Origin of the sequence: Lysobacter oculi, from assembly GCF_003293695.1 — a bacterium.
In the GTDB taxonomy this organism is placed as follows: domain Bacteria; phylum Pseudomonadota; class Gammaproteobacteria; order Xanthomonadales; family Xanthomonadaceae; genus Solilutibacter; species Solilutibacter oculi.
Window position 1 is genome coordinate 756,760 of sequence record NZ_CP029556.1, and the last position, 24,787, is coordinate 781,546.

Consider the following 24,787-nt stretch of genomic DNA (forward strand, 5'->3'; position numbering starts at 1 on the left):
CGCCAACGCGCCTTAGCGGTTGCCGCCGCGCGGGCCGCCACGGAAACCGCCACCCGGCTTGCCACCGCCACCGGGACGCGGGCCACGGTTGCCGGCCGGACGATTGCCGCCGGGGCGGTTGCCATCCGGACGCGGGCCACGGTTCTGGCGCGGGGCCTGGCCGTAGGGGTTGTGGCTGCCCGGATTGGCGTGGTCGGACGGGAAGCTCGGCGCATTGCCCGGATGGCCGTAGGGATGACGCGGCTTGGCCTGGCCTTCGCCGCGCGGACCACGCGGGCCGCCCTCGTTCTGGCGGAAGCCGCCGCCGGCAGTGGCGCCACCGGGACCACCCGGGCCGCCGCGACGCGGCTTGTTGCCGTAAGGCTTCTTGGGGCCGCGGGCATCGGCATTGCGATGGCCGGCCGGGCCGGTTTCCACGCCATCCGGCACATACCAGGTGCGCATCGCGGCCGGGTTGTCACCGCGCTGCTCGCCGGGGCGCATGCGCTGACCCTGCGGGCGCGGGCCCTTGGGCTTGAAGGTCTTGTGCGCCTGCTTGGCCGCGGCCTCGCCGGTGACGGTCAGGCCGCCCGGCTTGCGTGGGGCGCCGCGACGGCCGCGGTCCTCGCGGACGTGGTCGAAGCGGCGCAGCTCGCGGCCTTCGTCGGCGGCGTTGTGGCCGTTGACGTAACCGCCCTGCGCGCGACGGTCGCCGCCCAGGTGCACGGTGGACTTGGCGGCGCGGCGCTGGCCGATCACCGGCAGCAGCGTCAGCGCGGCCGGCACGCTGTCTTCCAGCCCGATCGACTTGCGCAGCGTTTCCACCTGCGCGTCCGGCAGTTCCTGCGAATGCCCGCGCAGCAGCGGCTGCGGCAGGCTGACCTGGCCGTAGCGGATGCGCTTGAGGCGCGAGACCTGGCAGCCCTGCGATTCCCACAGGCGGCGCACCTCGCGGTTGCGGCCTTCGGTCAGGGTGACGCGGAACCAGTCGTGGCGACCTTCGCTGGGCATGTCACCGCCACCGGCCATGCGGTCGATCTTGTCGAACTTGGCCGGGCCGTCTTCCAGCGCCACGCCGCGGCGCAGGCGGTCGACCAGCTTGTCGCTGACTTCCTCTTCGCCTTCCGGCGCGCGCACGCGGCAGACGTACTCGCGCTCGACCTCGTGGCTGGGGTGCATCATCGCGTTCGCCAGCTCGCCGTCGGTGGTGAGCAGCAGCAGGCCGCTGGTGTTGATGTCGAGGCGGCCGATCGAAATCCAGCGCGCGCCCTTCAGCATCGGCAGGTGTTCGAAGATGGTCGGGCGGCCCTCGGGGTCTTCGCGCGTGGTCACTTCGCCTTCCGGCTTGTTGTACATCAGCACGCGCGGCGGCTCGGTCAGCGCGCTCGCCACGAAGGCGCGGCCGTCCAGCTCGATCTTGTCGCCGGCCTTGACCGACATGCCGACCTTGGCCGGCTCGCCGTTGACGACCACCTTGCCGTCGGCGATGCGCTGTTCCAGCGCGCGGCGCGAGCCCAGTCCGGCCTGTGCCAGCACCTTGTGCAGGCGTTCTTCCAGCTTGCTGGCCGGGGTGTCGGCGCCGTCACGCTTCAGGGACAGCTTGCCGCGGGGTTCTTCATTGCTCATGGGGTGCTCCTGACCTCGCCATCGGCGGCGATGTCGTGTTCTTCGTTGTCATGGGTGGAAGTGGATGACGAAGCGGCTTGTTCCGCGTCGCCGGGGTCTTGGGTGGAAGCGGCTCCGGTGTCGTCGCCGGTTTCCGCGTCCTGCATCTCGGCTTCGGTGTCGTTGCCGGACGAAGCGTCTTCGACACCTTCATACGCCGAAGCCGCATCGGTATCCGAAGCGGTGTCGAGGGCCGAAGCGTCATCCGCATCGCCTTCGTCCAAGCCGGGAGTCTCGTCGGTGCCGGCATCACTATTGGCGGCGATCGGCGCGACATCGAAATCGAACTGCGGGTCCAGCTCGCCGAAATCCTTCAGCTCCGACAGCGGCGGCAGCTCGTCCAGCCGCTTCAGCCCGAAGTAGTCGAGGAAGCCTTTGGTGGTGCCGAGCAGTTCCGGGCGGCCCGGCACTTCGCGGTGGCCGACCACGCGGATCCAGTCGCGTTCCTCGAGCGTCTTGATGATGTTGCTGTTGGTCGCCACCCCGCGGATCTGCTCGATCTCGCCGCGGGTGATCGGCTGGCGGTAGGCGATCAGCGCCAGCGTTTCCAGCGTGGCGCGGGTGTACTTGATCTGGCGCTCGGCCCACATCCGGCTGACCCAGGCGTGGACGTCGGCCTGCACCTGGTAGCGCCAGCCGGAAGCGACTTCCACCAGCTCCACGCCACGGCCTTCGCACTGCGCCTGCAGTTCGGCCAGCGCGGCGGCGATGCTGCCTTCCGGAGCCGGTTCGTCCAGGGTGAACAGCGCGGCGAGCTGCGCCACGGTCAGCGGCTGGCTGGCGGCGAGCAGGGCGCCTTCGACGATGCGGGTGACGAGGATCTGGTCCATGCGGTATCGGGTGTGAACTTGGGGCGGCTCAGGCCGCGGGATCCGCCGGGGTATCGGCGGCATCGTCGAACTCGCTGTCCGGCAGGTCGGCCGGGGCGTCGCGGGTGGCCAGTGACTTGACGTAGATGGCGGCCAGCGGCGCTTCCTGCACGATCTCCACCAGCTGCTCCTTGGCCAGCGTGAGCAGGCCCAGGAAGGTCACCACCACGCCGAGCCGGCCTTCCTCGGCGCTGAACAGCGACTCGAAGCGGTGGAAGGCGCCGTCGTGCAGGCGGTCCAGCAGCTCGCCCATGCGCTGGCGCACCGAGAGCGCGTCGCGCTTGATCGCGTGCTGGGTGAACAGCTCGGCGCGCTTGAGCACGTCGTGCAGGGCCAGCAGCATCTCGCGCATGTCCACTTCCGGCGGCTCGCGGTGGACCTGGCGGTCGGCCATGTGCGCGGCGGCGACCGGGGTGGTGTCGCGTTCCTGGCGGGGCAGGCGGTCCAGGTCCTCGGCGGCCTGTTTGTAGCGTTCGTATTCCTGCAGGCGGCGGACCAGGTCGGCGCGCGGGTCTTCCTCCAGCCCCTCGTCGTTGGGCGGGCGCGGCAGCAGCATCCGCGACTTGATCTCGGCCAGGATCGCGGCCATCACCAGGTATTCGGCGGCCAGCTCGAAGCGCATCTCGTGCATGGCCTGGATGTAGTCCACGTACTGGCGGGTGATTTCCGCCACCGGGATGTCGAGGATGTCCAGGTTCTGCCGGCGGATCAGGTACAGCAGCAGGTCGAGCGGGCCTTCGAAGGCCTCCAGGATGACTTCGAGCGCGTCCGGCGGGATGTAGAGGTCCTTGGGGATCTCCAGCACCGGCTGGCCAAGCACCGTCGCCAGCGGCATTTCCTGCTGCTGGGGCGCGGGGTGGACGGGAAGCGCGGGCGCCAGGGCGGCGTTCTCTTCGGTCATCAAGGTGTCGGCATCTACCGGCTGCGGCCGGGCCGCATGGTGGATCGGGGTGGTTGGCGTGCAACGCAGGTTCGGGCACGCCCAGTGCGCGCTCGCGGCCAGTGGCTGCCGCGACATCGTTCAAAAGGGCGTGGGAGGCTGCTGCGGGCGGGAAAGACGCCACGGGGCAAAGCCTCGATGGGCCAAGCCTAAGGCCTGCGGCGGGCCGTGTCCAGCCGGGGCGCCGTTAGAATCGGGGCCCAACCCCCGAGGCAGGACAACGCATGTGGTACGTAATCGAGGGACATGACGGCCCGGATGTGCTGTCGAAGCGGATGGCCGCGCGCGCCGGCCACATCGACCGGCTGAAGGCGCTGGCCGGCGAAGGCCGCCTGCTGCTGGCCGGCCCGTGCCCGGCGATCGACGCCGAAGACCCCGGCCCGGCGGGCTACAGCGGCAGCGTGGTCATCGCCGAATTCGAATCGCTGGAAGCCGCGCGCGCCTGGGCCGACGCCGATCCCTATGTCGATGCCGGCGTCTACACCCGCGTCGATGTCCGCCCGTTCCGCAAGGTGCTGCCGTGACCCATACCGAAGCCGACATCCCGCGCCTCAACCCCGGGCGCATCGAGAAGATGCGGACGCTGCTGACCGAGGCCTTCGCGCCGACCGAGTTGGTCATCGGCGACGACAGCCACCGGCATGCCGGCCATGGCGGCGGGGCACAGGGCCACGGGCATTTCAGCGTGCGCATCGTCAGCCCGGCCTTCGCGGGGATGCTGCCGCTGGCCCGCCATCGCGCCATCTACGCCGCGCTGGGCACAATGATGACCGACGACATCCACGCGCTCGCCATCGACGCCAAGGCGCCTTGAAGCCGGTCCGCCATGGCTTGGGACTGCGTTCTATACTCGCGGGTCGGGATTCAAATCCCGCGCCATCGCCATCAATAAAATCAACAAGTTGATGGCATAACTTCATCCAAAGACTCACCCACGGACCTGCGTGGGCGGGCACAGACCGTACATGCGCCTTTCCACGATCAAGCTCGCCGGCTTCAAATCCTTCGTCGACCCGACCACGCTGCACCTGCCGACCAACATGACCGGCGTGGTGGGGCCGAACGGTTGCGGCAAGTCCAACATCATCGACGCCGTGCGCTGGGTGATGGGCGAGTCGTCGGCCAGCCGCCTGCGTGGCGACAACGCGACGGACGTGATCTTTTCCGGCTCCAGCGCGCGCAAGCCGGTGTCGCAGGCGACGGTGGAACTCATCTTCGACAACAGCGACCACGCGGTCAGCGGCGAGTTTGCCGCCTTCAACGAGATCTCGGTCAAGCGCACCGTGGGCCGCGACGGCCACAGCACCTATTACTTGAATGGCGCGAAGTGCCGCCGCAAGGACATCACCGATCTCTTCCTCGGCACCGGCCTGGGCCCGCGCAGCTACTCGATCATCGAGCAGGGAATGATCTCGCAGGTCATCGAGGCCAAGCCGGAGGAACTGCGCGTCTATCTGGAAGAGGCGGCCGGCATCTCCAAGTACAAGGAGCGCCGCAAGGAGACCGAAAGCCGCATCCGCTCGACCCGCGAGAACCTGGACCGCCTCAACGACCTGCGCGAGGAAGTCGGCAAGCAGCTGACCCATCTCGCCCGGCAGGCGCGGCAGGCCGAGCAGTACACGGCCATCCAGGCCGAGCGCAGGGTCAAGGACGCCGAGTGGAAGGCGCTGCAGTACCGCGCGCTGGATGCCGACCTGCAGCAGCACCGGCAGGCGCTGGCCGCCGACGAAACCAAGCTCGAACAACTGGTCGCCGAGCAGCGCCAGGCCGAGCGCGAGATCGAGACCGGCCGCGAGCGCCACCAGTCGGCGGTCGATGCCCACGCTCAGGCGCAGGCCGAGGTCTACCGCGTCGGCGGCGTGCTGGCGCGGCTGGAGCAGCAGATCCAGCACCAGCAGGAGCTCTCGACCCGGCTTGCGACCGCGCGCGACGAGGCCAGCAGCGCGCTGGCCGAAGTCGTGGCGCACATCGGCAGCGACGAAGCGGCGCTGGCCAGCCTGCAGGCCAGCCTGCAGGACGCCGAGCCGCGCCTGGCCGGCCTGCGCGAAGGCGATGCCGCCCGCCAGACCGAATTGAAGGACGCCGAAGCGCAGCTGGCCGACTGGCAGCAGCGCTGGGAAACCCATAGCCGCGAGCAGGCCGAAGCCGCCCGCGCCGGCGACGTCGAACGCACCCGCGTCGATTACCTCGACCGCCAGGTGCTGGACGCCGAGCGCCGCCGCGAGAAGCTGGCCGGCGAGCGCGCCCTGCTGGACCTGGACGCGCTGACCGCCGCCTTCGCCGACATCGAACAGCGCCACGACGCGCAGAAATCCGGCATCGACACCCTTCAATCGGATGTCGAGAGCCGCAAGCAGGCCGTGACCGCGCTGCAGGACGAGCAGCGCCAGCTGGCCACGCAACTGGCCGACAGCCGCCGCGCCGCGCAGGAGAAACGCGGCCGCCTGAGTTCGCTGGAAACCCTGCAGAGCGCCGCGCTCGGGCAGGAGCAGGGCGCCGCCGTGGCGTGGCTGCGCCAGCGAGGGCTGGACAGCGCGCCGCGCGTCGGCGAGAAGCTGGTGGTCGAGGCCGGCTGGGAACAGGCGGTCGAAGGCGCGCTCGGGCAGATGATCGAAGGCGTGCTGGTCGAGGCGCCGGAAACCCTGGTCGATGCGCTCGGTGAGCTGGCCGAAGGCCGCCTGGCGCTGGTCGCCGTGGACGAAGCCGAAGCCAGCTTCGCGCCCACTTCGCTGGCGGCGAAGGTGACCGGCCCGCTGGCCATCCGCCGGATGCTGGGCAACCTGCATGTCGCCGAGACACTGGACGAAGCCCGCCGCCTGATGCCGAGTCTGGGCGAAGGTGCTTCGGTCATCACCCGCGCCGGCGAGCGCCTCGGTGCCGGCTGGGTGCGCGTGCTGCGCTCGGGGGCGGCGAAGCAGGGCGCGTTGCTGCGCGAGCGCGAGATCCAGTCGCTGCGCGGCGAAATCGAAGCGCTGCAGCAGCAGGAAAAGGCGCTGGAAGAACAGATCGCCGGCCTGCGCCAGCGCGCGCTGGAAGCCGAACAGGCCCGCGAGGAAGCGCAGCGCGGCCTGTACCAGGCGCATCGCGGCGTGTCCGAACTGGCCGGCCAGCTGCAGAGCCACAAGGGCCGGGTGGAATCCGCGCGGGGCCGCCTCGGGCATATCGATACCGAACTGGCGCAGATCGCGCAGTTGAACGAAGACGCGCAGGCGCAGACCCGTGCCGCGCGCGAGAAGCTGGAAACCGCCGTCTCGCGGATGGCCGAGCTGCAGGACGCGCGACAGGCGCTGGAAACCGAACGCCGCCACTTCGCCGAAGCCCGCGATGCCGCCCGCGACCGTGCCCGCGAATCGCGCGACACCGCGCATGCGCTGGCCTTGACCGTCGAGACCCAGCGCACGCAGGTGGCCTCGCTGACCCAGGCGCTCGGGCGCATGGCGCAACAGCGCGGCCAGCTCGACAGCCGCCTGGGCGAACTCGCCGCGCAGCTGTCCGAAGGCGATTCGCCGGTCAAGGCGCTGGAAGCCGAACGCCAGTCCGCGCTGGACGAGCGCGTGCGCGTGGACCAGGCGCTGGCCACCGCGCGTTCCGCGTTGCAGGGCATCGAGGACGAACTGCGCGGCTTCGAGCAGACCCGCCAGCAGCGTGACGCGCAATCGCTGACCCAGCGCGAGGCCATCGGCCAGCGCAAGCTGGACCAGCAGGCGGCGATGATCGCGGCCAACCGGCTGTCGGGCGAGGTGGTCGAAGCCGGCTTCGTGCTGGCCGACGTCATCAACACCTTGCTGGACGATGCCGACGTGTCGGTGTGGGAGAAGGCGGTCGGCGATTACGACGCCAAGCTGCGCCGGCTGGAGCCGGTCAACCTGGCTGCCATCGCCGAGCACGCAGAGGCCGCCCAGCGCAAGGAATACCTGGACGCGCAGGACGCCGACCTCACCGCCGCGCTGGACACGCTGGAAGACGCCATCCGCAAGATCGACCGCGAGACGCGCGGCCGCTTCAAGGACACCTTCGACCGCGTCAATGCCGGCGTGCAGGAGCTGTACCCGCGCCTGTTCGGTGGCGGCCATGCCTATCTGGAACTCACCGGCGAGGATCTGCTCGACACCGGCGTCGCCATCATGGCGCGCCCGCCGGGCAAGCGTGTCGCCAACATCTCGCTGCTGTCGGGTGGCGAGAAGGCGATGACCGCGGTGGCGCTGGTGTTCGCGATCTTCCGCCTCAACCCGGCGCCGTTCTGCCTTCTGGACGAGGTGGATGCGCCGCTCGACGAAGCCAACGTGGGCCGCTTCACCACCATGGTGAAGGAGATGAGCGAAGCCGTGCAGTTCCTCTTCGTCACCCACAACAAGGCGACGATGGAAGCCGCCGAACAACTCTCTGGCGTTACCATGCGGGAGCCGGGCGTGAGCCGCCTCGTCTCCGTGGACCTCGCGGAAGCGACGCGCATGGTCGGCGCCGCTTAACCGAACAGGTCACACGCATGTCCGAAACCACGTTGCTCCGCCTCGGCATCCTTGTCGCCGGCCTCATCCTCTTCGCCGCCATCCTGTGGTTCGGGCGGCCGAAGAAACCGGGGCAGGGCAAGCGGGTGGAAGCACGCGGCGGACACACCGAGCCGAGCCTGGGCGACGAAATCCGCGCCGAATTCGATGCCGCTGCGGATGACGCATCGCCCGACCGCCAGCCCGGCCTGGGCCTGGACGCGCCGCTGCAGAACAGCGACCTGGGCAAGCGCGTCGATGACAACTTCGACAAGATCGTTTCGCTGTTCGTCGCCGCGCGCGCCGGGCAGACGCTGCGCGGGCCGGACATCCTGGTTGCCGCCGAGAAGGCCGGGCTGGTGTTCGGCCACATGAACGTGTTCCACCGGCTGATCGACCGCCGCCCCGAGGCCGGCCCGATCTTCAGCGTGGCCAACATCCTCAAGCCCGGCAGTTTCGACATGGCGGAGATCCAGTCGCTGGAGACCCCGGCCATCGCCTTCTTCCTGACCCTGCCGGCGCCGGTGCCCGCGCTGGAAGCCTGGGACACCCTGCTGCCGACCGCGCAGCGCATGGCCGAACTGCTCGACGGCATCGTGCTGGACGAGGAGCGCAACGCGCTCGGGCGCCAGCGCATCGCCCACATCCGCGACGAACTGCGCGCCTACGACCGACAGCGCGAAGCCCCGCCGTTGACGCGGCCGGGACGCTGGTAAGGGCATCGTCGCAACACACATCCTTCAACACGCGAGGCGGCACGCATGAAGCTCGAGAACGTCGTGGGACTGGTGGGTGGCCTCGTGGCGCTGGCGGGCTGCCTGATTCCGGTGGCTTCGCGCGGGGCGCTCAGCCTGGGCATCGGCGAGGCGGGTGGCCTGTCGTTCGTCCTCTACGCCTGCGCCATCATCGGCCTACTGGTGTCGGTGGCCGCGCTGGCCGGCAAGATGCGCAAGGAGGAATGGGCGCAGATCGCCACCGGCCTGATCGGCCTGGCCGTGACCTTCATGGTGCACAAGGGGCTGGGCGATGCGCAGTCGGCGTTCGGCCTGCACCTGCTGTACTGGGGCTTCGCCATGCTGCTGGCCGAAGGCCTGCTCAACTTCGGCTCAGGCCGCCCGAGGCTCGGCGCTTCCGCCTGATCCGTTTGGCAATGCCGGCGGGGATAATGGCGTCATGACCGATGCCGCTTCCCGCCATGCCACGCTCGTGGCCCGCATCCGCGAGGCCAACCATCGCTATTACGTCCTCGACGACCCGCAGCTGGCGGATGCCGATTACGACGGGCTGATGCGCGAACTGGAAGCGCTGGAAGCCGCGCATCCCGAACTCGCCACGCCTGATTCGCCCACCCGCCGCGTCGGTGACACACCGTCCGCGAAGTTCGCGCCAGTCGCCCACGTGGTGCCGATGCTGTCGCTGGCCAACGCCTTCACCGACGACGAAGTGCGCGAATTCGTCGCCCGCATCGAAAAGGAAACCGGGGATGCCGCCCCGGCGTTTTCCGTCGAGCCGAAACTGGACGGCCTCGCCATCAGCCTGCGCTACGAAGACGGCGTGTTCGTGCGCGGCGCGACGCGCGGCGACGGCGCCACCGGCGAGGACGTCACCGCCAACCTGCGCACGGTGAAGTCGATCCCGCTGCGCCTGTTCGGCGATGCGCCGGCCGTGCTCGAAGTGCGCGGCGAAGTGGTGATGCCGAAAGCCGCGTTCGATCGCTACAACGCCTGGGCGCTGGAAAACGGCCAGAAAGTGCTGGCGAATCCGCGCAACGGTGCCGCCGGTTCGCTGCGCCAGCTCGACCCGCGCATCACCGCGCAACGGCCGCTGGCGTTCTTCGCCTACGCGCTCGGACAGGTGGAGGGCGCGATGTTGCCGCCGACCCATTCCGGCGTGCTGGCCTGGCTGCGCGACCTCGGTTTCCCGGTCAGTGCGGAAGTCGCCGTGGCGCATGGCGTCGAAGGCCTGCTGGCGTACTACCGGCGCATCGGCGAGCGCCGCGACGCGCTGCCTTACGACATCGACGGCGTGGTCTACAAGCTCGACCGCTTCGACCAGCAACGCGCGATGGGTTTCGTCTCGCGTGCGCCGCGCTGGGCGATCGCGCACAAATTCCCGGCGCAGGAAGCCAGCACCACCGTCGAGTCCATCGAGGTCAACGTCGGCCGCACCGGCGCGGTCACGCCGTGGGTGTTGATGAAGCCGGTGCATGTCGGCGGCGTCACCGTCACCCGCGCCACGCTGCACAACGCCGACCAGGTCGCGCGGCTGGATGTGCGCGTCGGCGACACGGTTATCGTGCGTCGTGCCGGCGATGTGATTCCCGAAGTCGTGCGCGTGGTCGAAGGCGAACGCCCGCTGGATGAGCGTGGCGAACCGCTGCATCCGCCCTATGAACTGCCCACCGTGTGCCCGGTCTGCGGCTCGGCCATCGAGCGCGGCGAAGGCGAGGTGGTCGCGCGTTGCAGCGGCGGCCTGTTCTGTCCGGCACAGCGCGTGCAGGCGTTGTTCCATTTTGCCGGCCGCCGGACCATGGATATCGAGGGCCTGGGCGAGCGTTTCGCGGAAGCGCTGGTGGAATTCGGTTACATCGAAACCGTGGCCGATCTCTACCGGCTCACCGTCGATGATTTCCTCGACATGAAACGCCGCGCCGACGAGCGCGACGGCACCATCCCGGCGACCGTCAAGGCCGGCAAGGTCGCCGACAAATGGGCGCACAATCTGGTCAATGCCATTGCGGCCAGCCGCAGCACCACGCTCGAACGCCTGCTGTTCGCGCTCGGCATCAAGGATGTCGGCGAGTCCACCGCCAAGACGCTGGCCCGCCACTTCGGCGCGCTCGACCCGCTGATGGCCGCCGACGAAACCACCCTGCGCGAAGTGCCGGATGTCGGCCCCGTGGTCGCCGCGCACATCGCGCATTTCTTCGCCCAGCCGCACAACCGCGAGGTCATCGCGGCCCTGCGCGAACGCGGCGTGCATTGGCCTGAAGGCGCGCCGCAACGCGCGACCGAAGGCCCGCTCGCCGGCAAGACCGTGGTGCTGACCGGCGGCCTGTCGGCGATGGGCCGCGACGAAGCCGGCGCGCGGCTGGAAGCGCTCGGCGCCAAGGTCAGCGGCAGCGTGTCGAAGAAGACCTCCGTGGTCGTGGCCGGCGAAGCCGCCGGCAGCAAGCTGGCGAAGGCGCAGGAACTCGGCATCGAGATCTGGGACGAAGCCGCTTTGCTCGCCTTCCTCTCATCGCACGAGGGCTGAGCGATGCCGCATCCCGATACCGCGAACGGTGCCGGTGCATGGCGGCCTTCCGCCACGCGGGAAACGCTTGAACTCCGCGCCGCGCTCAACCACCTCGTCCGCGCGTTCTTCCATGCGCGTGGCGTGCTGGAAGTGGAGACGCCGGTGTTCTCGCTGGTCGGCGTCAGTGATCCGCACATCGCGCCGTTCCATCTGGAATTTTCCGGCCGCACCGATGGCGCCCCGCGCACGCGCTGGCTGCGTACCTCGCCCGAATACGCGATGAAGCGTCTGCTCGCCGCGGGCGTGGGCGACTGCTACGAACTGGGCCGCGTGTTCCGCGACGGCGAGGCCGGTGGCCGCCACAACCCCGAGTTCACGATGCTGGAGTGGTATCGCGTCGGTTGGGACCATCGCCGCCTGATGGACGAAACCGTCGAACTGGTGCGTGCGGCGCTGGCATTGGTCGGGCGTGATGTCGATGCGGTCGATGTCGTGACCTACCGCGATCTGTACCGGCGCAGCATCGACATCGACCCGTTCACCGCGCCCGTCGATGCGCTGCGTGAGGCGTTGGGCGATGTGCTCATCGACCCCGAAGGGCTCACCCGCGACGACTGGCTGGACCTGCTGATGACGCATCGCATCCAGCCCGCGTTCGCCACCGGCACGATCACCGTGCTGCACGATTACCCGGCTTCGCAATGCGCGTTGGCGCAGGTGCGTGACGAGGGCGATGGGCAGCCGGTGGCGGAACGCTTCGAGCTCTACCTCGGCCCACTGGAACTGGCCAACGGTTACCACGAGTTGCGCGACGCGGCGGAGCAGGCCGCACGTTTCCAGCGCGATGCCGATGTCCGCGCCGGTCTTGGCGGCACGACGCGCCCCATCGACACCCATCTGCTCGATGCGCTGGCGCATGGGCTTCCGGCATGTGCGGGCGTGGCGCTGGGCATCGACCGCTTGATGATGGCGATGCTCGGAACGCCGCGCATCGCCGATGTGCTCGCCTTCGATTTCACCCGTGCATGAAGGCATCGGCGGCTTTCGCTGATCGTTCATCCGCGTCGGTTACATTCGGGCCCATGGGGATCCCGTCCGCCCGCGTGATGATGCTTCTGTCCGGTGCCGCGATGGCGCTGTTCGCGCGCGATGCGTGGGCGGCGCCGGGCGTCGCTGACTCGCGGGTGCGCTGCGAATCGCAGGAAGGCCGCTGGAACCAGTGCGCGCTGCCGCCCGGCGAAGGCGACACGATGATGCTGCGCCAGCTGTCGCGCAATGCCTGCATCCGCAACAACTCCTGGGGCACCAACGAGGGCGGGCTGTGGGTGTCGCGTGGCTGCCGTGCCGAGTTCGGCCGCGAGAAACCGCCGGCGCGGGCTTCGGCTTCGGCTGATCGCGAAGCCGGTACGCGCAGCCGCCTGCTGCGTTGCGAATCGCGCAACGGCGGGCATCGTCAATGCCCCATCGAAACCGTGGGCGGCGTGCGCCTGAGCCGCAAGCTGTCCGATGGCGACTGCGAACTCGGCAAGAGCTGGGGCTACGACGAGAACGGCATCTGGGTTGCACGCGGCTGCCGCGCGGAATTCGAAGTCACCACGCCCGACCGACCGAGCGTGCGTTTCTTCCAGCGCCTGCTAGGACGCGGATCATCGGATACGGGCGGGCAGGGCCAACCGCTGCGCTGCGAATCGGTGGATGGCAAACGGCAGGAATGCCGCTTGCCGCCCGGTACGGGGCGCGTGGAGCTGGTTCATCAGTTGTCCAAGGCCGGTTGCGAGGACGGAAAGAGTTGGGGTTGGAATGCGCGGCAGGTCTGGGTGGCCGAAGGTTGCCGCGCCGAGTTCATGACCTGGCCATCACCGCCGGCTGAATGATCGCCAGACGGCGGAGCGGTCAGGCCGCCACTTCTGTGACAGCGGTGGCGCGCCGTGGCTATCGTCGGCACATCACCTCCGCGGAGCCTGACCATGCGTCTTCCAAACTTCATCTTCATCGCCTTCGCTCTTGTCGGCCTGCTCAGCCCGCTCGCCGCGCATGCGCAATGGCAGGGCGGCAACAACAACGGTCGTTTTGTCTGCGAATCCGGTGACGGGCGTTACAACGAATGTCGCGTCGATACCCGGCAGGGCGTGACGATGGTGCGGCAGGTTTCGCGCTCGGCCTGCATCGAAGGCCAGAGCTGGGGCATCCGCCGCGATGCGGTCTGGGTGGATCGTGGCTGCCGCGCTGAATTCGCGCTGGGCGGCTATGGCGCGGGCAACTATGGCGGTTACGGCAACAACGGTTACAACAACGGTCGCGGCTGGAACAGCTATGGCCGCACCGTGGTCTGCGAATCACCGCGCAGCCGACACAACGAATGCCCCATCGACACCCGTTATGGCGTGACCGTGGTGCGGCAACTTTCCGATACGCGTTGCCGTGAAGGCCACAACTGGGGCACGCGTCCGGGCGTGGTCTGGGTCGATCACGGTTGCCGCGCGGAATTCGGGCCGGCCTCGAACAATCGCGGTTATGGCAACAATTACGGTTACGACAATGGTCGCTATCCGTCCTACGGCTATGGGCAGGGCGGTTACGCCAACGGCCAGCCCCAGGTGCTGCAATGCGCGTCCAACGACGGGCGGCAGAACTACTGCGCCGCCCAGATCCGCCAAGGCGTTGAACTGTTGAGGCAGACTTCGCGCAGCGCCTGCGTGCAGGGCCAGTCCTGGGGTTGGGATCGCGGCGGTGTCTGGGTCGCGGGTGGTTGCAGCGGCGAGTTCCGCGTCTGGTGAGTGCCGGCACGCATGGCCGTTAAACTGCGGCCATGACCGAATTCGATTACGCCCGATACGACCGCATCCGCCCGATCCGCTGGATGGGCGATGCGCTTGAACTCCTCGATCAGCGCCACCTGCCGTTCAACACCGGCTACGTGCGTGCCAGCGACAGCGATGCGGTGGCCGAAGCGATCCACTCGTTGACCGTCCGCGGCGCGCCGGCCATCGGCATCGCCGCGGCCTGGGGCGTGGTGCTGGCCGCGCGTGATGTCGACGCCGATGATGGCGCGCAGGCCCTGGCGAAGCTGGAACCGGCGATGCAGCGGCTCAACGCCGCACGCCCGACTGCCGTCAACCTGGCCTGGGCGTTGGCGCGGATGCGCAGCGCTTTAAAGGGCGCCGGCAGCGACTGGCGCGATGTGCTCGACCGCGAGGCCCGTGCCATCGAAACCGAAGACCTGGCCGCCAACCGCGGCATGGGCGCGATCGGCGCGGCGTTGATCACGCCCGGCAGCGGCGTGCTGACCCACTGCAATACCGGTTCGTTGGCGACCGCCGGCTTCGGCACCGCGCTCGGCGTGATCCGCGCGGGTGTGGCGCAGGAGCGCATCGCCCGCGTGTTCGCCGGCGAGACACGCCCGTGGAACCAGGGCGCGCGGCTCACCGTGTGGGAACTGCAGCAGGACGGCATCGACGCCACGCTCATCGCCGACGCAGCCGCATCGCACCTGATGAAGACCGGGCAGGTGCAGTGGGTGGTGGTCGGCGCCGACCGCATCTGCGCCAACGGCGACACCGCCAACAAGATCGGTACCTACCAGTTGGCCATCGCCGCACGGCACCACGGCGTCAAGTTCATGGTGGTCGCGCCGTCTTCGACGGTGGACATGGCGACCGCTTCCGGCGACCTGATCGAGATCGAGGAGCGCGATCCCGCCGAACTGCTGGCCCATCGCGGCGAACGCACGGTGGCCGATGGCATCGACGCTTGGAACCCGGTTTTCGACGTCACGCCGCACGATCTGATCGACGCCATCGTCACCGAACGCGGCGTGGTGGAGAAGCCGGATGCGGCCTCGATGCGGGCATTGTTCGCGCCTGCCGGGCAGTAAGCCCGAAACGCGTCGAAAAACGCGCCTAAGTAATTGATTTATACATAAATTCCGGCTGTCATTCAGGCGCCGGGCATGGTAAGATTTCACGTCTTTTCGAAGCGAATCGCCGGGCACGCCAAGGCGCCCCGTTTTCGCTTCGCGCATGCCTGACTGGCAGGACGCCCCTCCGCACCGAAACACGGAAGCCTGATGTCCCAACCGACCGACTCTGCCCGCGAAATCATCCCGGTCAACCTCGAAGACGAAATGCGCCGCAGCTACCTCGATTACGCGATGAGCGTGATCGTGGGCCGCGCGTTGCCCGACGTCCGCGATGGCCTGAAACCGGTGCATCGCCGCGTGCTGTTCGCCATGAACGAACTGGGCGCGCACAGCAACAAGCCGTATTACAAGTCCGCGCGTATCGTCGGTGACGTCATCGGCAAGTACCACCCGCACGGCGACGCGTCGGTGTACGACACGCTGGTGCGCATGGCGCAGCCGTTCTCGCTGCGCTACCTGCTGGTGGACGGGCAGGGCAACTTCGGTTCGGTCGATGGCGATCCCGCCGCGGCGATGCGTTACACCGAAGCGCGCATGTCGAAGATGGCGCACGAGTTGATGGCCGACATCGACAAGGAAACCGTCGATTTCCAGCCCAACTACGACGAGAAGGAACTGGAGCCGACGGTCATGCCGACCCGGTTCCCGAACCTGCTGGTGAATGGTTCCGCCGGCATCGCGGTGGGCATGGCGACCAACATCCCGCCGCACAACCTCACCGAGGTGGTGAACGCGCTGCTGGCGATGATCGAGACGCCGGACATCGATATCGAAGGCCTGATGGAATACATCCCGGGCCCGGATTTCCCCACCGCCGGCATCATCAACGGCGTCGGTGGCATCCACCTGGCTTATCGCACCGGCAAGGGTCGCGTGCGGATGCGTGCGAAAGCGGACATCGAAGTGGCCGACAACGGCCGCGAGGCGATCGTCGTCACCGAGATCCCGTACCAGGTCAACAAGGCGCGGCTGATCGAGAAGATCGCCGAGCTGGTGAAGGAGAAGAAGCTCGAAGGCATCAGCGAGCTGCGCGACGAGTCCGACAAGGACGGCATGCGCATCTACATCGAGGTCAAGCGCGGTGAGTCCGCCGAGGTGGTGCTGAACAACCTCTATGCGCAGACCCCGATGGAGTCGGTGTTCGGCATCAACATGGTGGCGCTGGTCGATGGCCGCCCGCAGCTGCTCAACCTCAAGCAGATCCTCGAAGCCTTCCTGCGCCACCGCCGCGAGGTGGTGACCCGCCGCACCATCTACGACCTGCGCAAGGCCCGCGCCCGCGCGCACATCCTGGAAGGCCTGACGGTCGCGCTCGCCAACATCGACGAGATGATCGAGCTGATCAAGACTTCGGCCAACCCGGACGAAGCACGCCAGCGCATGCTGGCCCAGCGCTGGCAGCCGGGCATGGTCGGCGCGCTGCTGGGTGCCGCCGGCGCGGAAGCCTCGCGTCCCGAAGACCTGCCGAAGGGCGTGGGCCTGCTGGCCGACGGCTACCAGCTCACCGAAGTGCAGGCGCAGCAGATCCTCGAGATGCGCCTGCATCGCCTGACCGGTCTGGAACAGGAAAAGCTCACCGACGAATACCGCGCGCTGCTCGACACCATCCGCGGGCTGATCGAAATCCTCGAACAGCCGGGCGTGCTGATGCAGGTCATCCGCACCGAGCTGGAGAACCTGCGCGAGGAATTCGGCGACGCGCGTCGCAGCGAGATCCGCGCGAGCGAGGAAGACCTCGACATCCTCGACCTCATCGCGCCGGAAGACGTGGTGGTCACGCTCTCGCACGCCGGCTACGCCAAGCGCCAGCCGACCGGCACCTATCGTGCGCAGAAGCGCGGCGGCAAGGGCCGCAACGCGGCGGCGACCAAGGACGAGGACTTCATCGACCACCTGTGGCTGGTCAACACGCATGACACGCTGCTGACCTTCACCAGCGCCGGCCGCGTGTTCTGGCTGCCGGTCTACCAGCTGCCCGACGCCGGCCCGAATGCGCGCGGCCGCCCGATCATCAACTGGATCCCGTTGACCGAAGGCGAGAAGGTGCAGGCGGTGCTGCCGGTGCGCGAATACGAAGACGGCAAGTTCGTGTTCTTCGCCACCCGCAACGGCACGGTCAAGAAGACACCGCTCACCGAGTACGCGTACAAGCTTTCGCGCGGCAAGATCGCGATCAACCTGGCCGAGGGCGATGCGCTGGTCAACGCGGAACTGTCCGATGGCAGCCGCGACATCATGCTGTTCGCGTCGAACGGCAAGGCGGCGCGCTTCGGCGGTGATTCGGTGCGCCCGATGGGCCGTACCGCCACCGGCGTGCGCGGCATGAAGCTGGCGCAGGGCGAATCGGTGCAGAGCCTGATCGTGGTGGAGGGCGAGGGCGACATCCTCACCGCCAGCGAGAACGGTTACGGCAAGCGCACGCCGGTCGCGGACTTTCCCAAGAAGGGGCGCGGCAGCCAGGGCGTCATCGCGCTCAAGACCACCGAACGCAACGGCCAGTTGGTCGGCGCCATCCAGCTCTCGGACCACCACGACGTCCTGCTGATTTCCGATGGAGGCACGCTGGTGCGCACGCCCGCCGTGGACATCGCCCAGGTCGGCCGCAACACGCAGGGCGTCACCCTGATGCGCGTGCAGGCCGGCGAGAAGCTGCAGGCCATCGAGCGTCTGGATGTGTCGCTGGATGAGTCCGATGCGGAGTCGTCCACGAGCACGGTGGATGACGGCGAAGCCGGGGCCTGATTCCCCGGCGACGTGGAACGAAAAAGGCGGCCGGTGGCCGCCTTTTTCATGCGCGATGTGTGAAGCTGGACTCAGTCGCCGATCCAGCCGTTGAGCAGGTCGCGGAACTCGTCGGCGTGCTCTTCTTCCTGCGCCAGTATGTGCATGAGCATGCGCTTGGTGGTGGTGTCCTTGTCGCCGATGAAGTCGATCAGCTCGCGGTAGCTGTCGATGGCGATGCGCTCGGCGATCAGGTTCTCGCGCACCATGTCCTTCAGGTTCTTGCCTTCCTTGTACTCGGCGTGCGAGCGGCGGGTCAGCGTGTCGGGGTTGAGATCGGGCTCGCCGCCCAGCTGCACGATGCGCTCGGCGATCAGGTCGGCGTGCGCCTGTTCCTGCTTGGCGTGTTCGAGGAATTCCGCCTTGACGCTGTCCGCCAACATGCCGGACGCGGAGAAATAGTGGCGCATGTAGCGCAGCACGCAGACCCATTCGGTGGCGAGCGACTCGTTGAGCTTCTCGATGACCACCTTGCGGTCAAGCTGATAGGTATCGGTGATGGGGCCTTGGTCGAGGTTCTTGCGCGCGTTCTCGCGCAAGGTCTTGACCGAGGTGAAACCACTGGCGGACTTGCTGGCTTTCTTCGAGGCTGGCTTGCTGCTGGCTTTCATGGGGAGTCCTTGCCGTTCAGGCCTTGGGGGTCAGGAAATCTGTTCGAGCATGTGTTCGGCGGTGGAGACGCGCAGTTCGCCTGGTGCTTCCACCTGCAGGCTCTTCACTACACCGTTGTCCGCGTAGAGCGCGTAACGCTTGCTGCGCACGCCCATGCCGTAGGCGCTGGCATCCATCTGCAGCCCGAGCGCACGGGTCAGTTCGCCGTTGCCATCGGCCAGCATCAACATGCCTTCGGGCACGCGCTGAGACTCGCCCCAGGCCTGCATCACGAAGGGATCGTTGACCGACACGCAGGCGACTTCGACACCCTTGCGCCGGAAATCGTCGAAATGCTTCACGTAACCGGGCAGGTGGCGCTCGCTGCAGGTCGGGGTGAAGGCGCCCGGCACCGCGAACATCACCACCCGCTTGCCACCGAACACCGCATGGGTATCGATCTGCTCCACGCCTGTTCGGATGATCTGCAGGATGCTTTCGGGGACCTGCTGGCCGGCTTCGATGGTCATGGACATGCTCATTGACGGGAGGCGGCCAGTCTAGGCAGGCCATGTGAAATATTTCGTCAAGGCGGGCGCGATGACATGGGTTGATCGAGGGCGCCATCGGGCCCATCTTTATGAAATTGCGAGGCGGAGACGGCGATGCAGTTCAAGGATTACTACGAAACCCTGGGGGTCGAACCGGGCGCGGGCGAGGCGGAAATCAAGACCGCCTATCGCAGGATGGCGCGCAAGTACCACCCCGATGTGAGCAAGGAAGCCGGCGCCGAGGAGAAGTTCAAGGCCGTCAACGAGGCCTACGAAGCGCTGCGTGACCCGCAGAAGCGCGCGGCCTACGACCAGTTGCGCGCACGCGGCTACCGGCCGGGCGATGAAATGCCGCCGCCGGGTGGCGGTTTCGGGGGGGGCTATGGCGGGCAGGGCGGCCACGGCGCCGGGGATTACGACTTCGACGAGATCTTCGCCGGTGGCGGCGCGGGCGGCGGCTTCAGCGACTTCTTCGAACAGGTATTCGGGCGAGGCGGCTTCGGCGGCGCGCAACGTGGCGGGCCGCGTCCGCAGCCGGGCCAGGCGCCGCGCGGCGATACGCGAGCCCGGCTCAGCGTGCCGCTGGAAGCCGTCTATCGCGGCGACTCGGTGCGCATCGGCGTCAACGGCAAGTCGTTGGACGTCAAGATGCCGAAGGGCATCAAGCCCGGCCAGGCAATCCGGCTGAAGGGGCAGGGCACACACGGCGACCTGCTGCTGGAAATCGAATACGCGGCCCATCCCCAGTTCGAGGTCGATGGCCGCAACCTCATCCACGTCCTCGCGGTCACGCCATGGCAGGCGGCGCTGGGGGATGTGGCGACCGTGCCGACGCTGGGCGGGCCGGTCGAGCTGAAGATTCCCGCGGGTTCGGAAGCGGGACGCAAGCTGCGTCTGCGCGGGCGCGGCCTGCCCGGTGCTGCGCCGGGTGACCAGATCGTCGAGATTGAAATCGTGGCGCCGGCGCCGCACAACGAGCGCCAACGCGCGGCCTACGAAGACCTGAAGTCCGCCTTCTCGGCGGACTGAGGGTGCGCCGCCGTCAGGCGCCGAGCGTGCCGGTGATGGCTTCGGAGAGTTCGGCTTCGGTGAAGGGCTTGGTCAGATAGCCCTTCGCGCCCTGGCGCATGCCCCAGACCTTGTCGGTTTCCTGGTCCTTGGTCGTCACCAGGATCACCGGGATGTGGTTGGTGGTTTCGTGGCGGCTGATCGCGCGGGTGGCCTGGAACCCGTTGAGGTTCGGCATCACCACATCCATCAAAATCAGGTCGGGCAATTCGGCCTTCGCCGTTTCCACGCCCTGTGCGCCGTCTTCGGCGGTCAGGCACTCGTGGCCGAGTTTTTCGACGATGCGCCGGATACCCGCCAGTTGCGACGGTGAGTCATCGATGACCAGGATGCGCGCCATAAATCCCCCTTGTGGATACGGGCATTCTACCGGCTGCCCGTCATTGCGTGAATGGCTTCAGAACCGCACCAGTGTGCGCCCCAGCGAGCCGCCTGCGAGCATTTTGCGGAAGATGTCGGGCAGACCGGCCAGTTCGGTTTCCGCCGTGCAGATGGCATCCAGCGCCGCCGGCTTCCAGTCGCTGGCCAGGTGGGTCCAGATGGCTTCGCGGATGTCGCGGGCGGTGCCGGCCGAGGCCACGCCCAGCAGGGATACGCCGCGGATGATGAAAGGCATGACGGTGGTCGGCAGTTCGGCGCTGGCGGCCAGGCCGGCACTGGCGACATTGCCATAGGGCGCGGTCTGCGCCAGCAGGCTGTTGAGCATCGGGCCGCCCACATTGTCCAGCGCGCCGCCGAAGCGCACCGATTCCATCGGCCGTTTCGTCCCCAACGCGTCGCGGCCGAGGATGTCGCGTGCGCCGAGCGAGCGCAGGTAGTCCTGCTGGTCGGCCTTGCCACTGACCGCATGCACCTCGTAGCCGGCGCGGGTGAAGATGGCGATGCCGAGCGAGCCGACGCCGCCGGTTGCGCCGGTGATGGCGATGGGTCCGAGGGCCGGCGACTGCCGGTTGTCCTGCATGCGGTACAGCGCCAGCGCGGCGGTGAAGCCGGCGGTGCCGAGGATCATCGATTCGCGCAGTGACAGGCCGGCGGGCAGGGCGATGGCCCACTTCGATTCAATCCGAGCGTATTCCGAATAGCCGCCGTCGCGGGTCTCCGACAGGCCGCAGCCGGTGACCAGCACCGCGTCGCCTTTCTTGAAGGCCGGGTCGCTGGATTGCACGACATGGCCGGCCACGTCGATGCCGCCGTTGAGCGGGAAGCGGCGCAGGATCTTGCCTTCGCCGGTGCCGGCCAGCGCATCCTTGTAATTGACCGAGGAGAACGCCGTCTTGATGACGATCTCGCCGGGCGAAAGGTCATCGAGCGAAATCCGTTCGATGCCGCTGTGGTAACCGTCGGCGTCATCGTGGATGCGGAAGGCGTCGAACTGCGCGGGAACGCTCATGTGTCCTCCAGTGACGAAAGCTGGCTGCGACGCTTCTCGTCCAGCCATTTGTCGGCCTGCGCCGGCTGGTAGCCGCGCATCCAGTCGAACAGCGCCTCGACATCCTCGCCGTGCCAGAGGTCGTTGCGCTGGTCGGCGTGCAGGAAGCGCTCGCGGACCATCGTATCCATCATCGCCATCAACGGCTGCCAGAAACCGGCGACGTCGAGGAAGGCGCACGGCTTGCGTCCGAGCCCGAGCTGGCGCCAGGTCAGCATCTCGAACATCTCGTCGAGCGTGCCGAAACCACCGGGCAGGGCGACGAAGGCATCGGACAGTTCGAACATCCGCATCTTGCGCGTGTGCATGGAATCGACGACTTCAAGCCGGGTCACGCCACGGTGCGCGACTTCCCAATCCACCAGCTGCTGGGGGATGACGCCGATGACTTCGCCACCCGCGGCCAGTGCGGCATCGGCGGCGATGCCCATCAGCCCGACATTGCCGCCGCCGTAGATCAGCGCCGCGCCTTCGCATGCGATGCGCGTGCCGAGCGCGCGGGCGGCATCGGCGTAGATCGGGCGTGCGCCCGCATTGGAGCCGCAATAGACGCAGACCGATTTCATGTCGTGCTGCCTGCTTCGATCACGGCACGAAGCTGAGGAACAGATAGGTGCCGAGCAGCACCACATGCACGATGCCGATCTGCATGTTGGTCTTGCCGGTGCGCAGGGAAATGGAGGTGACGAAGAGCGTGAGGAACAGCAGCACCGTGGACATGTTGTCCAGGCCGAGCGCCAGCGGCCAATCCATCACCAGTGCGACCACCGAGACGGTCGGGATAGTCAGGCCGATGCTGGCGATGGCCGAGCCCACGGCCAGGTTGAGGCTGGTCTGCACGCGGTTGGCGAGGGCGGCACGCACGGCCGCCACGCCTTCGGGCAGCAGCACGATGGCCGCGATGATGATGCCGACCACCGCGCGCGGTGCGCCCACGCTCACCAGCATCGCCTCCATGTCCGGCGCCAGCTTCTTGGCCGACAGCACCACCACGACCAGACTCACCAGCAGCAGGCCCAGGCTGACCAGGGATTCGCGCGTGGTCGGCGGCTCGGCATGGTCTTCGGTCTTCGGGTCACCATCGTCCACCGGCAGGAAATACTCGCGGTGGCCCATGGTCTGGAACATGGTGAACGATGCGAACAGCACCAGCGTGGTGATGGCGATGAATACCAGTTGCGAGAAACCGTAAACGGGGCCATGCACGCTGGTGGTGAAGTTGGGCAGCACCAGGGTCAGCACCACGATCGCGGTGAGCGTGGTCAGCGCCGCGGTCACGCCGTCGATGCGATAGCGCTGGATGCTGTGCCGGCGGCTGCCGGCGAGCAGGCTGAAACCGATGATGCCGTTGAGGATCAGCATCACCGCCGCGAACACGGTGTCGCGTGCAAGGCCGGATGTCGATTCGCCGCCGGCCAGCATCATCGTCACGATCAGCGCCACCTCGATCGCGGTGACTGCCAACGCCAGCACGATGGTGCCGAACGGCTCGCCGACCTTGTGTGCGATCACTTCGGCATGGTGCACGGCGGCGATCACGCTGCCGAACAGGCCGATCACCAGCAGCAGTTCGATCAGCGGCATGCCGGGCGCGAGCATCGCCAGCAGCAGGGTTGCGATGCCGACGGCGGGCGCCGCGTAGGTCCAGCGGGGATTGTGGTTGGTCATGTTCGCCATGCCCCGATTATGCGGGCAAGCGATGCATCCATGTCATCCGCGCACACGAAAACGGCGCCATCGGCGCCGTTTCGTCGCAACATCGCGGGCGATCAGTTCGCCTTGTGGATCGCGCGCTTGTCCACCGCCATCGCGGCATCGTGCACGGCTTCCGACAGGCTCGGATGCGCGTGGCAGATGCGCGCGAGGTCGTCGGCGCTGCCCTTGAACTCCATCGAGATCACGCCTTCGTGCACCAGTTCGGACACGTTCGGGCCAACCAGGTGCATGCCGAGGATGCGGTCGGTTTCCGCATCGGCCAGCACCTTGACGAAACCGATCGGCTCGGCCATCGCCACCGCGCGACCGACCGCCGCGAACGGGAAGCTGCCGGCCTTGTAGGCCACGCCATCGGCCTTGAGCTGCTCTTCGGTCTTGCCGACCCAGGCGATTTCCGGCTCGGTGTAGATCACCCACGGAATCGTGTCGTAGTTGACGTGGCCGGGCAGGCCGGCGATGAGTTCGGCGACTTCGATGCCTTCCTCGAAACCCTTGTGCGCCAGCATCGGGCCGCGCACGCAGTCGCCCACCGCCCAGACGCCATCGACGCCGGTGTGGCAGTGGTCGTCCACTTCGATCTGGCCACGCTCGTTGACCTTGACGCCGGTGCCCTCGGCCAGCAGGCCCTTGCTCGCGGCGCGGCGGCCCACGGCGACCAGCAGCTTCTCGACGACAAGTTCCTGCGTCGCGCCCTTGTCGTCGGTGTAGGTGACGTGCACGCCGTCATCCTTCACTTCCGTGTTGCTGACCTTGCAGCCCAGTTTGATGTCGAGGCCCTGCTTCTTGAACTCGCGCGCGGCGACCTTCGCCACTTCCTTGTCGGCGGCGGCGAGGAAATCGGGCATGCCTTCCAGCACCGTGACCTTCGCGCCCAGGCGGTTCCACACGCTGCCGAGTTCGAGGCCGATCACGCCGGCGCCGATCACGCCGAGCGACTTCGGCACTTCCTCGAAATCCAATGCGCCGACGTTGTCGACGATGGTCTTGCCGTCGAACTTGGCGAACGGCAGCTCGATGGAATCCGAACCCGCGGCCAGGATGACGTTCGTGCCCTTGAGCTCGACCGTGCTGCCGTCATGCTGCTTGACGCTGACGATGTTGCCCGGCTGCAGCGTGCCGAAGCCCGAGAACGACGCCACCTTGTTGGCCTTGAACAGCGCCGCGATGCCGCCGGTGAACTGCTTCACGATCTTGTCCTTGCGGCCGACCATCTGCTTCACGTCGATCTTCTGGTCGGCGAAGGAGATGCCGTGCTCGCCGAAGATGTGGCCCATGTTCCAGAACTGGCGGCTGGAATCGAGCAGCGCCTTGGACGGGATGCAGCCCACGCGCAGGCAGGTGCCGCCGAGCGCCGGCTGGCCGTCCTTGCCGAGCGCGGCATCGACGCAGGCGGTCTTGAGGCCGAGCTGCGCGGCGCGGATCGCGGCGTGGTAACCGGCGGGGCCGCCGCCGATGACGACGACATCGAATTGCTGTTGTTCGGACATTGCGATGTTTCCTTTGCGGAGTCTTGAAACGACACGCCCCGCGCGGGCGGGGCGGTCAGGCAGGCTGG

22 protein-coding genes are annotated in these 24,787 nt (G+C 67.8%); 12 read left to right on the plus strand and 10 right to left on the minus strand.

Annotated elements, in window-relative coordinates; genetic code table 11:
- Positions 1-12: 12 nt before the first annotated feature.
- The 3 genes from DCD74_RS03680 to DCD74_RS03690 are packed head-to-tail and all read right to left on the minus strand — an operon-like array spanning position 13 to position 3,414.
- Positions 13-1,605, minus strand: coding sequence for a pseudouridine synthase (locus tag DCD74_RS03680; protein WP_112926125.1), 1,593 nt, complete (start codon positions 1,603-1,605; stop codon positions 13-15).
- Positions 1,602-2,474 (minus strand): SMC-Scp complex subunit ScpB, encoded by an 873-nt coding sequence (gene scpB / locus DCD74_RS03685; protein WP_112926126.1) that lies wholly within the window; start codon positions 2,472-2,474, stop codon positions 1,602-1,604. Before scpB ends, DCD74_RS03680 begins: the two co-directional genes overlap by 4 nt.
- 28 nt (positions 2,475-2,502) lie before the next feature.
- Positions 2,503-3,414: a segregation and condensation protein A gene (locus DCD74_RS03690; RefSeq protein WP_112927644.1), complete on the minus strand. Its 912-nt coding sequence runs from the start codon at positions 3,412-3,414 to the stop codon at positions 2,503-2,505.
- 263 nt (positions 3,415-3,677) lie between these two features.
- Between DCD74_RS03690 and DCD74_RS03695 the strand changes: the two genes are divergently transcribed.
- From DCD74_RS03695 to gyrA, 11 genes are all read left to right on the plus strand, one after another.
- On the plus strand, positions 3,678-3,977 hold the full coding sequence (locus DCD74_RS03695; protein WP_112926127.1) for a YciI family protein: 300 nt from the start codon (positions 3,678-3,680) through the stop codon (positions 3,975-3,977).
- A gap of 50 nt (positions 3,978-4,027) precedes the next feature.
- Positions 4,028-4,267: a BolA family protein gene (locus DCD74_RS03700; RefSeq protein ID WP_112927645.1), complete on the plus strand. Its 240-nt coding sequence runs from the start codon at positions 4,028-4,030 to the stop codon at positions 4,265-4,267.
- A gap of 151 nt (positions 4,268-4,418) precedes the next feature.
- Positions 4,419-7,922 carry a chromosome segregation protein SMC gene (smc, locus tag DCD74_RS03705; RefSeq protein WP_112927646.1) on the plus strand — a complete coding sequence of 1,168 codons (3,504 nt, stop codon included), beginning with the start codon at positions 4,419-4,421 and terminating at the stop codon, positions 7,920-7,922.
- Between the two features lie 17 nt (positions 7,923-7,939).
- Positions 7,940-8,656: a cell division protein ZipA gene (gene zipA / locus DCD74_RS03710; protein ID WP_112926128.1), complete on the plus strand. Its 717-nt coding sequence runs from the start codon at positions 7,940-7,942 to the stop codon at positions 8,654-8,656.
- Positions 8,657-8,701: 45 nt separating this feature from the next.
- Positions 8,702-9,079, plus strand: coding sequence for a hypothetical protein (locus DCD74_RS03715; RefSeq protein WP_112926129.1), 378 nt, complete (start codon positions 8,702-8,704; stop codon positions 9,077-9,079).
- 34 nt (positions 9,080-9,113) lie between these two features.
- A complete protein-coding gene (gene ligA, locus DCD74_RS03720) occupies positions 9,114-11,195 on the plus strand; it encodes an NAD-dependent DNA ligase LigA (protein WP_112926130.1) in 2,082 nt (693 codons plus the stop codon).
- Between the two features lie 3 nt (positions 11,196-11,198).
- Positions 11,199-12,206, plus strand: a complete 1,008-nt coding sequence (gene epmA / locus DCD74_RS03725) for an EF-P lysine aminoacylase EpmA (protein WP_112926131.1) — start codon at positions 11,199-11,201, stop codon at positions 12,204-12,206.
- A gap of 77 nt (positions 12,207-12,283) precedes the next feature.
- Positions 12,284-13,051 (plus strand): DUF3011 domain-containing protein, encoded by a 768-nt coding sequence (locus DCD74_RS03730; protein WP_162615891.1) that lies wholly within the window; start codon positions 12,284-12,286, stop codon positions 13,049-13,051.
- Between the two features lie 93 nt (positions 13,052-13,144).
- Positions 13,145-13,954, plus strand: coding sequence for a DUF3011 domain-containing protein (locus tag DCD74_RS03735; protein ID WP_112926132.1), 810 nt, complete (start codon positions 13,145-13,147; stop codon positions 13,952-13,954).
- A gap of 32 nt (positions 13,955-13,986) precedes the next feature.
- Positions 13,987-15,051 carry an S-methyl-5-thioribose-1-phosphate isomerase gene (gene mtnA, locus DCD74_RS03740; protein ID WP_112926133.1) on the plus strand — a complete coding sequence of 355 codons (1,065 nt, stop codon included), beginning with the start codon at positions 13,987-13,989 and terminating at the stop codon, positions 15,049-15,051.
- Positions 15,052-15,243: 192 nt separating this feature from the next.
- A complete protein-coding gene (gene gyrA / locus DCD74_RS03745) occupies positions 15,244-17,838 on the plus strand; it encodes a DNA gyrase subunit A (protein ID WP_112926134.1) in 2,595 nt (864 codons plus the stop codon).
- Between the two features lie 71 nt (positions 17,839-17,909).
- Here gyrA and DCD74_RS03750 read toward each other — a convergent pair whose 3' ends face one another.
- A complete protein-coding gene (locus tag DCD74_RS03750) occupies positions 17,910-18,488 on the minus strand; it encodes a ferritin-like domain-containing protein (RefSeq protein ID WP_112926135.1) in 579 nt (192 codons plus the stop codon).
- A gap of 30 nt (positions 18,489-18,518) precedes the next feature.
- Complete coding sequence (locus DCD74_RS03755) at positions 18,519-18,998, minus strand: peroxiredoxin (RefSeq protein ID WP_112927648.1); 480 nt, start codon at positions 18,996-18,998, stop codon at positions 18,519-18,521.
- 135 nt (positions 18,999-19,133) lie between these two features.
- On the opposite strand from DCD74_RS03755, the gene DCD74_RS03760 reads away from it, so the two are divergent.
- A complete protein-coding gene (locus DCD74_RS03760) occupies positions 19,134-20,048 on the plus strand; it encodes a DnaJ C-terminal domain-containing protein (protein ID WP_112926136.1) in 915 nt (304 codons plus the stop codon).
- A 13-nt stretch (positions 20,049-20,061) separates the two neighbouring features.
- Here DCD74_RS03760 and DCD74_RS03765 read toward each other — a convergent pair whose 3' ends face one another.
- From DCD74_RS03765 to lpdA, 5 genes are all read right to left on the minus strand, one after another.
- Positions 20,062-20,427, minus strand: coding sequence for a response regulator (locus DCD74_RS03765; protein ID WP_112926137.1), 366 nt, complete (start codon positions 20,425-20,427; stop codon positions 20,062-20,064).
- Positions 20,428-20,484: 57 nt separating this feature from the next.
- Positions 20,485-21,477 (minus strand): YhdH/YhfP family quinone oxidoreductase, encoded by a 993-nt coding sequence (locus tag DCD74_RS03770; protein WP_112926138.1) that lies wholly within the window; start codon positions 21,475-21,477, stop codon positions 20,485-20,487.
- On the minus strand, positions 21,474-22,082 hold the full coding sequence (locus DCD74_RS03775; RefSeq protein ID WP_112926139.1) for an LOG family protein: 609 nt from the start codon (positions 22,080-22,082) through the stop codon (positions 21,474-21,476). The genes DCD74_RS03770 and DCD74_RS03775 overlap by 4 nt, the downstream gene beginning before the upstream one ends.
- A 19-nt stretch (positions 22,083-22,101) precedes the next feature.
- The gene (locus tag DCD74_RS03780; RefSeq protein ID WP_237049648.1) at positions 22,102-23,193 is read right to left on the minus strand and encodes a calcium:proton antiporter; all 1,092 of its coding nucleotides are present in this window, start codon (positions 23,191-23,193) and stop codon (positions 22,102-22,104) included.
- A gap of 92 nt (positions 23,194-23,285) precedes the next feature.
- Positions 23,286-24,719, minus strand: coding sequence for a dihydrolipoyl dehydrogenase (gene lpdA, locus DCD74_RS03785; protein ID WP_112926140.1), 1,434 nt, complete (start codon positions 24,717-24,719; stop codon positions 23,286-23,288).
- Positions 24,720-24,787: the final 68 nt, after the last annotated feature.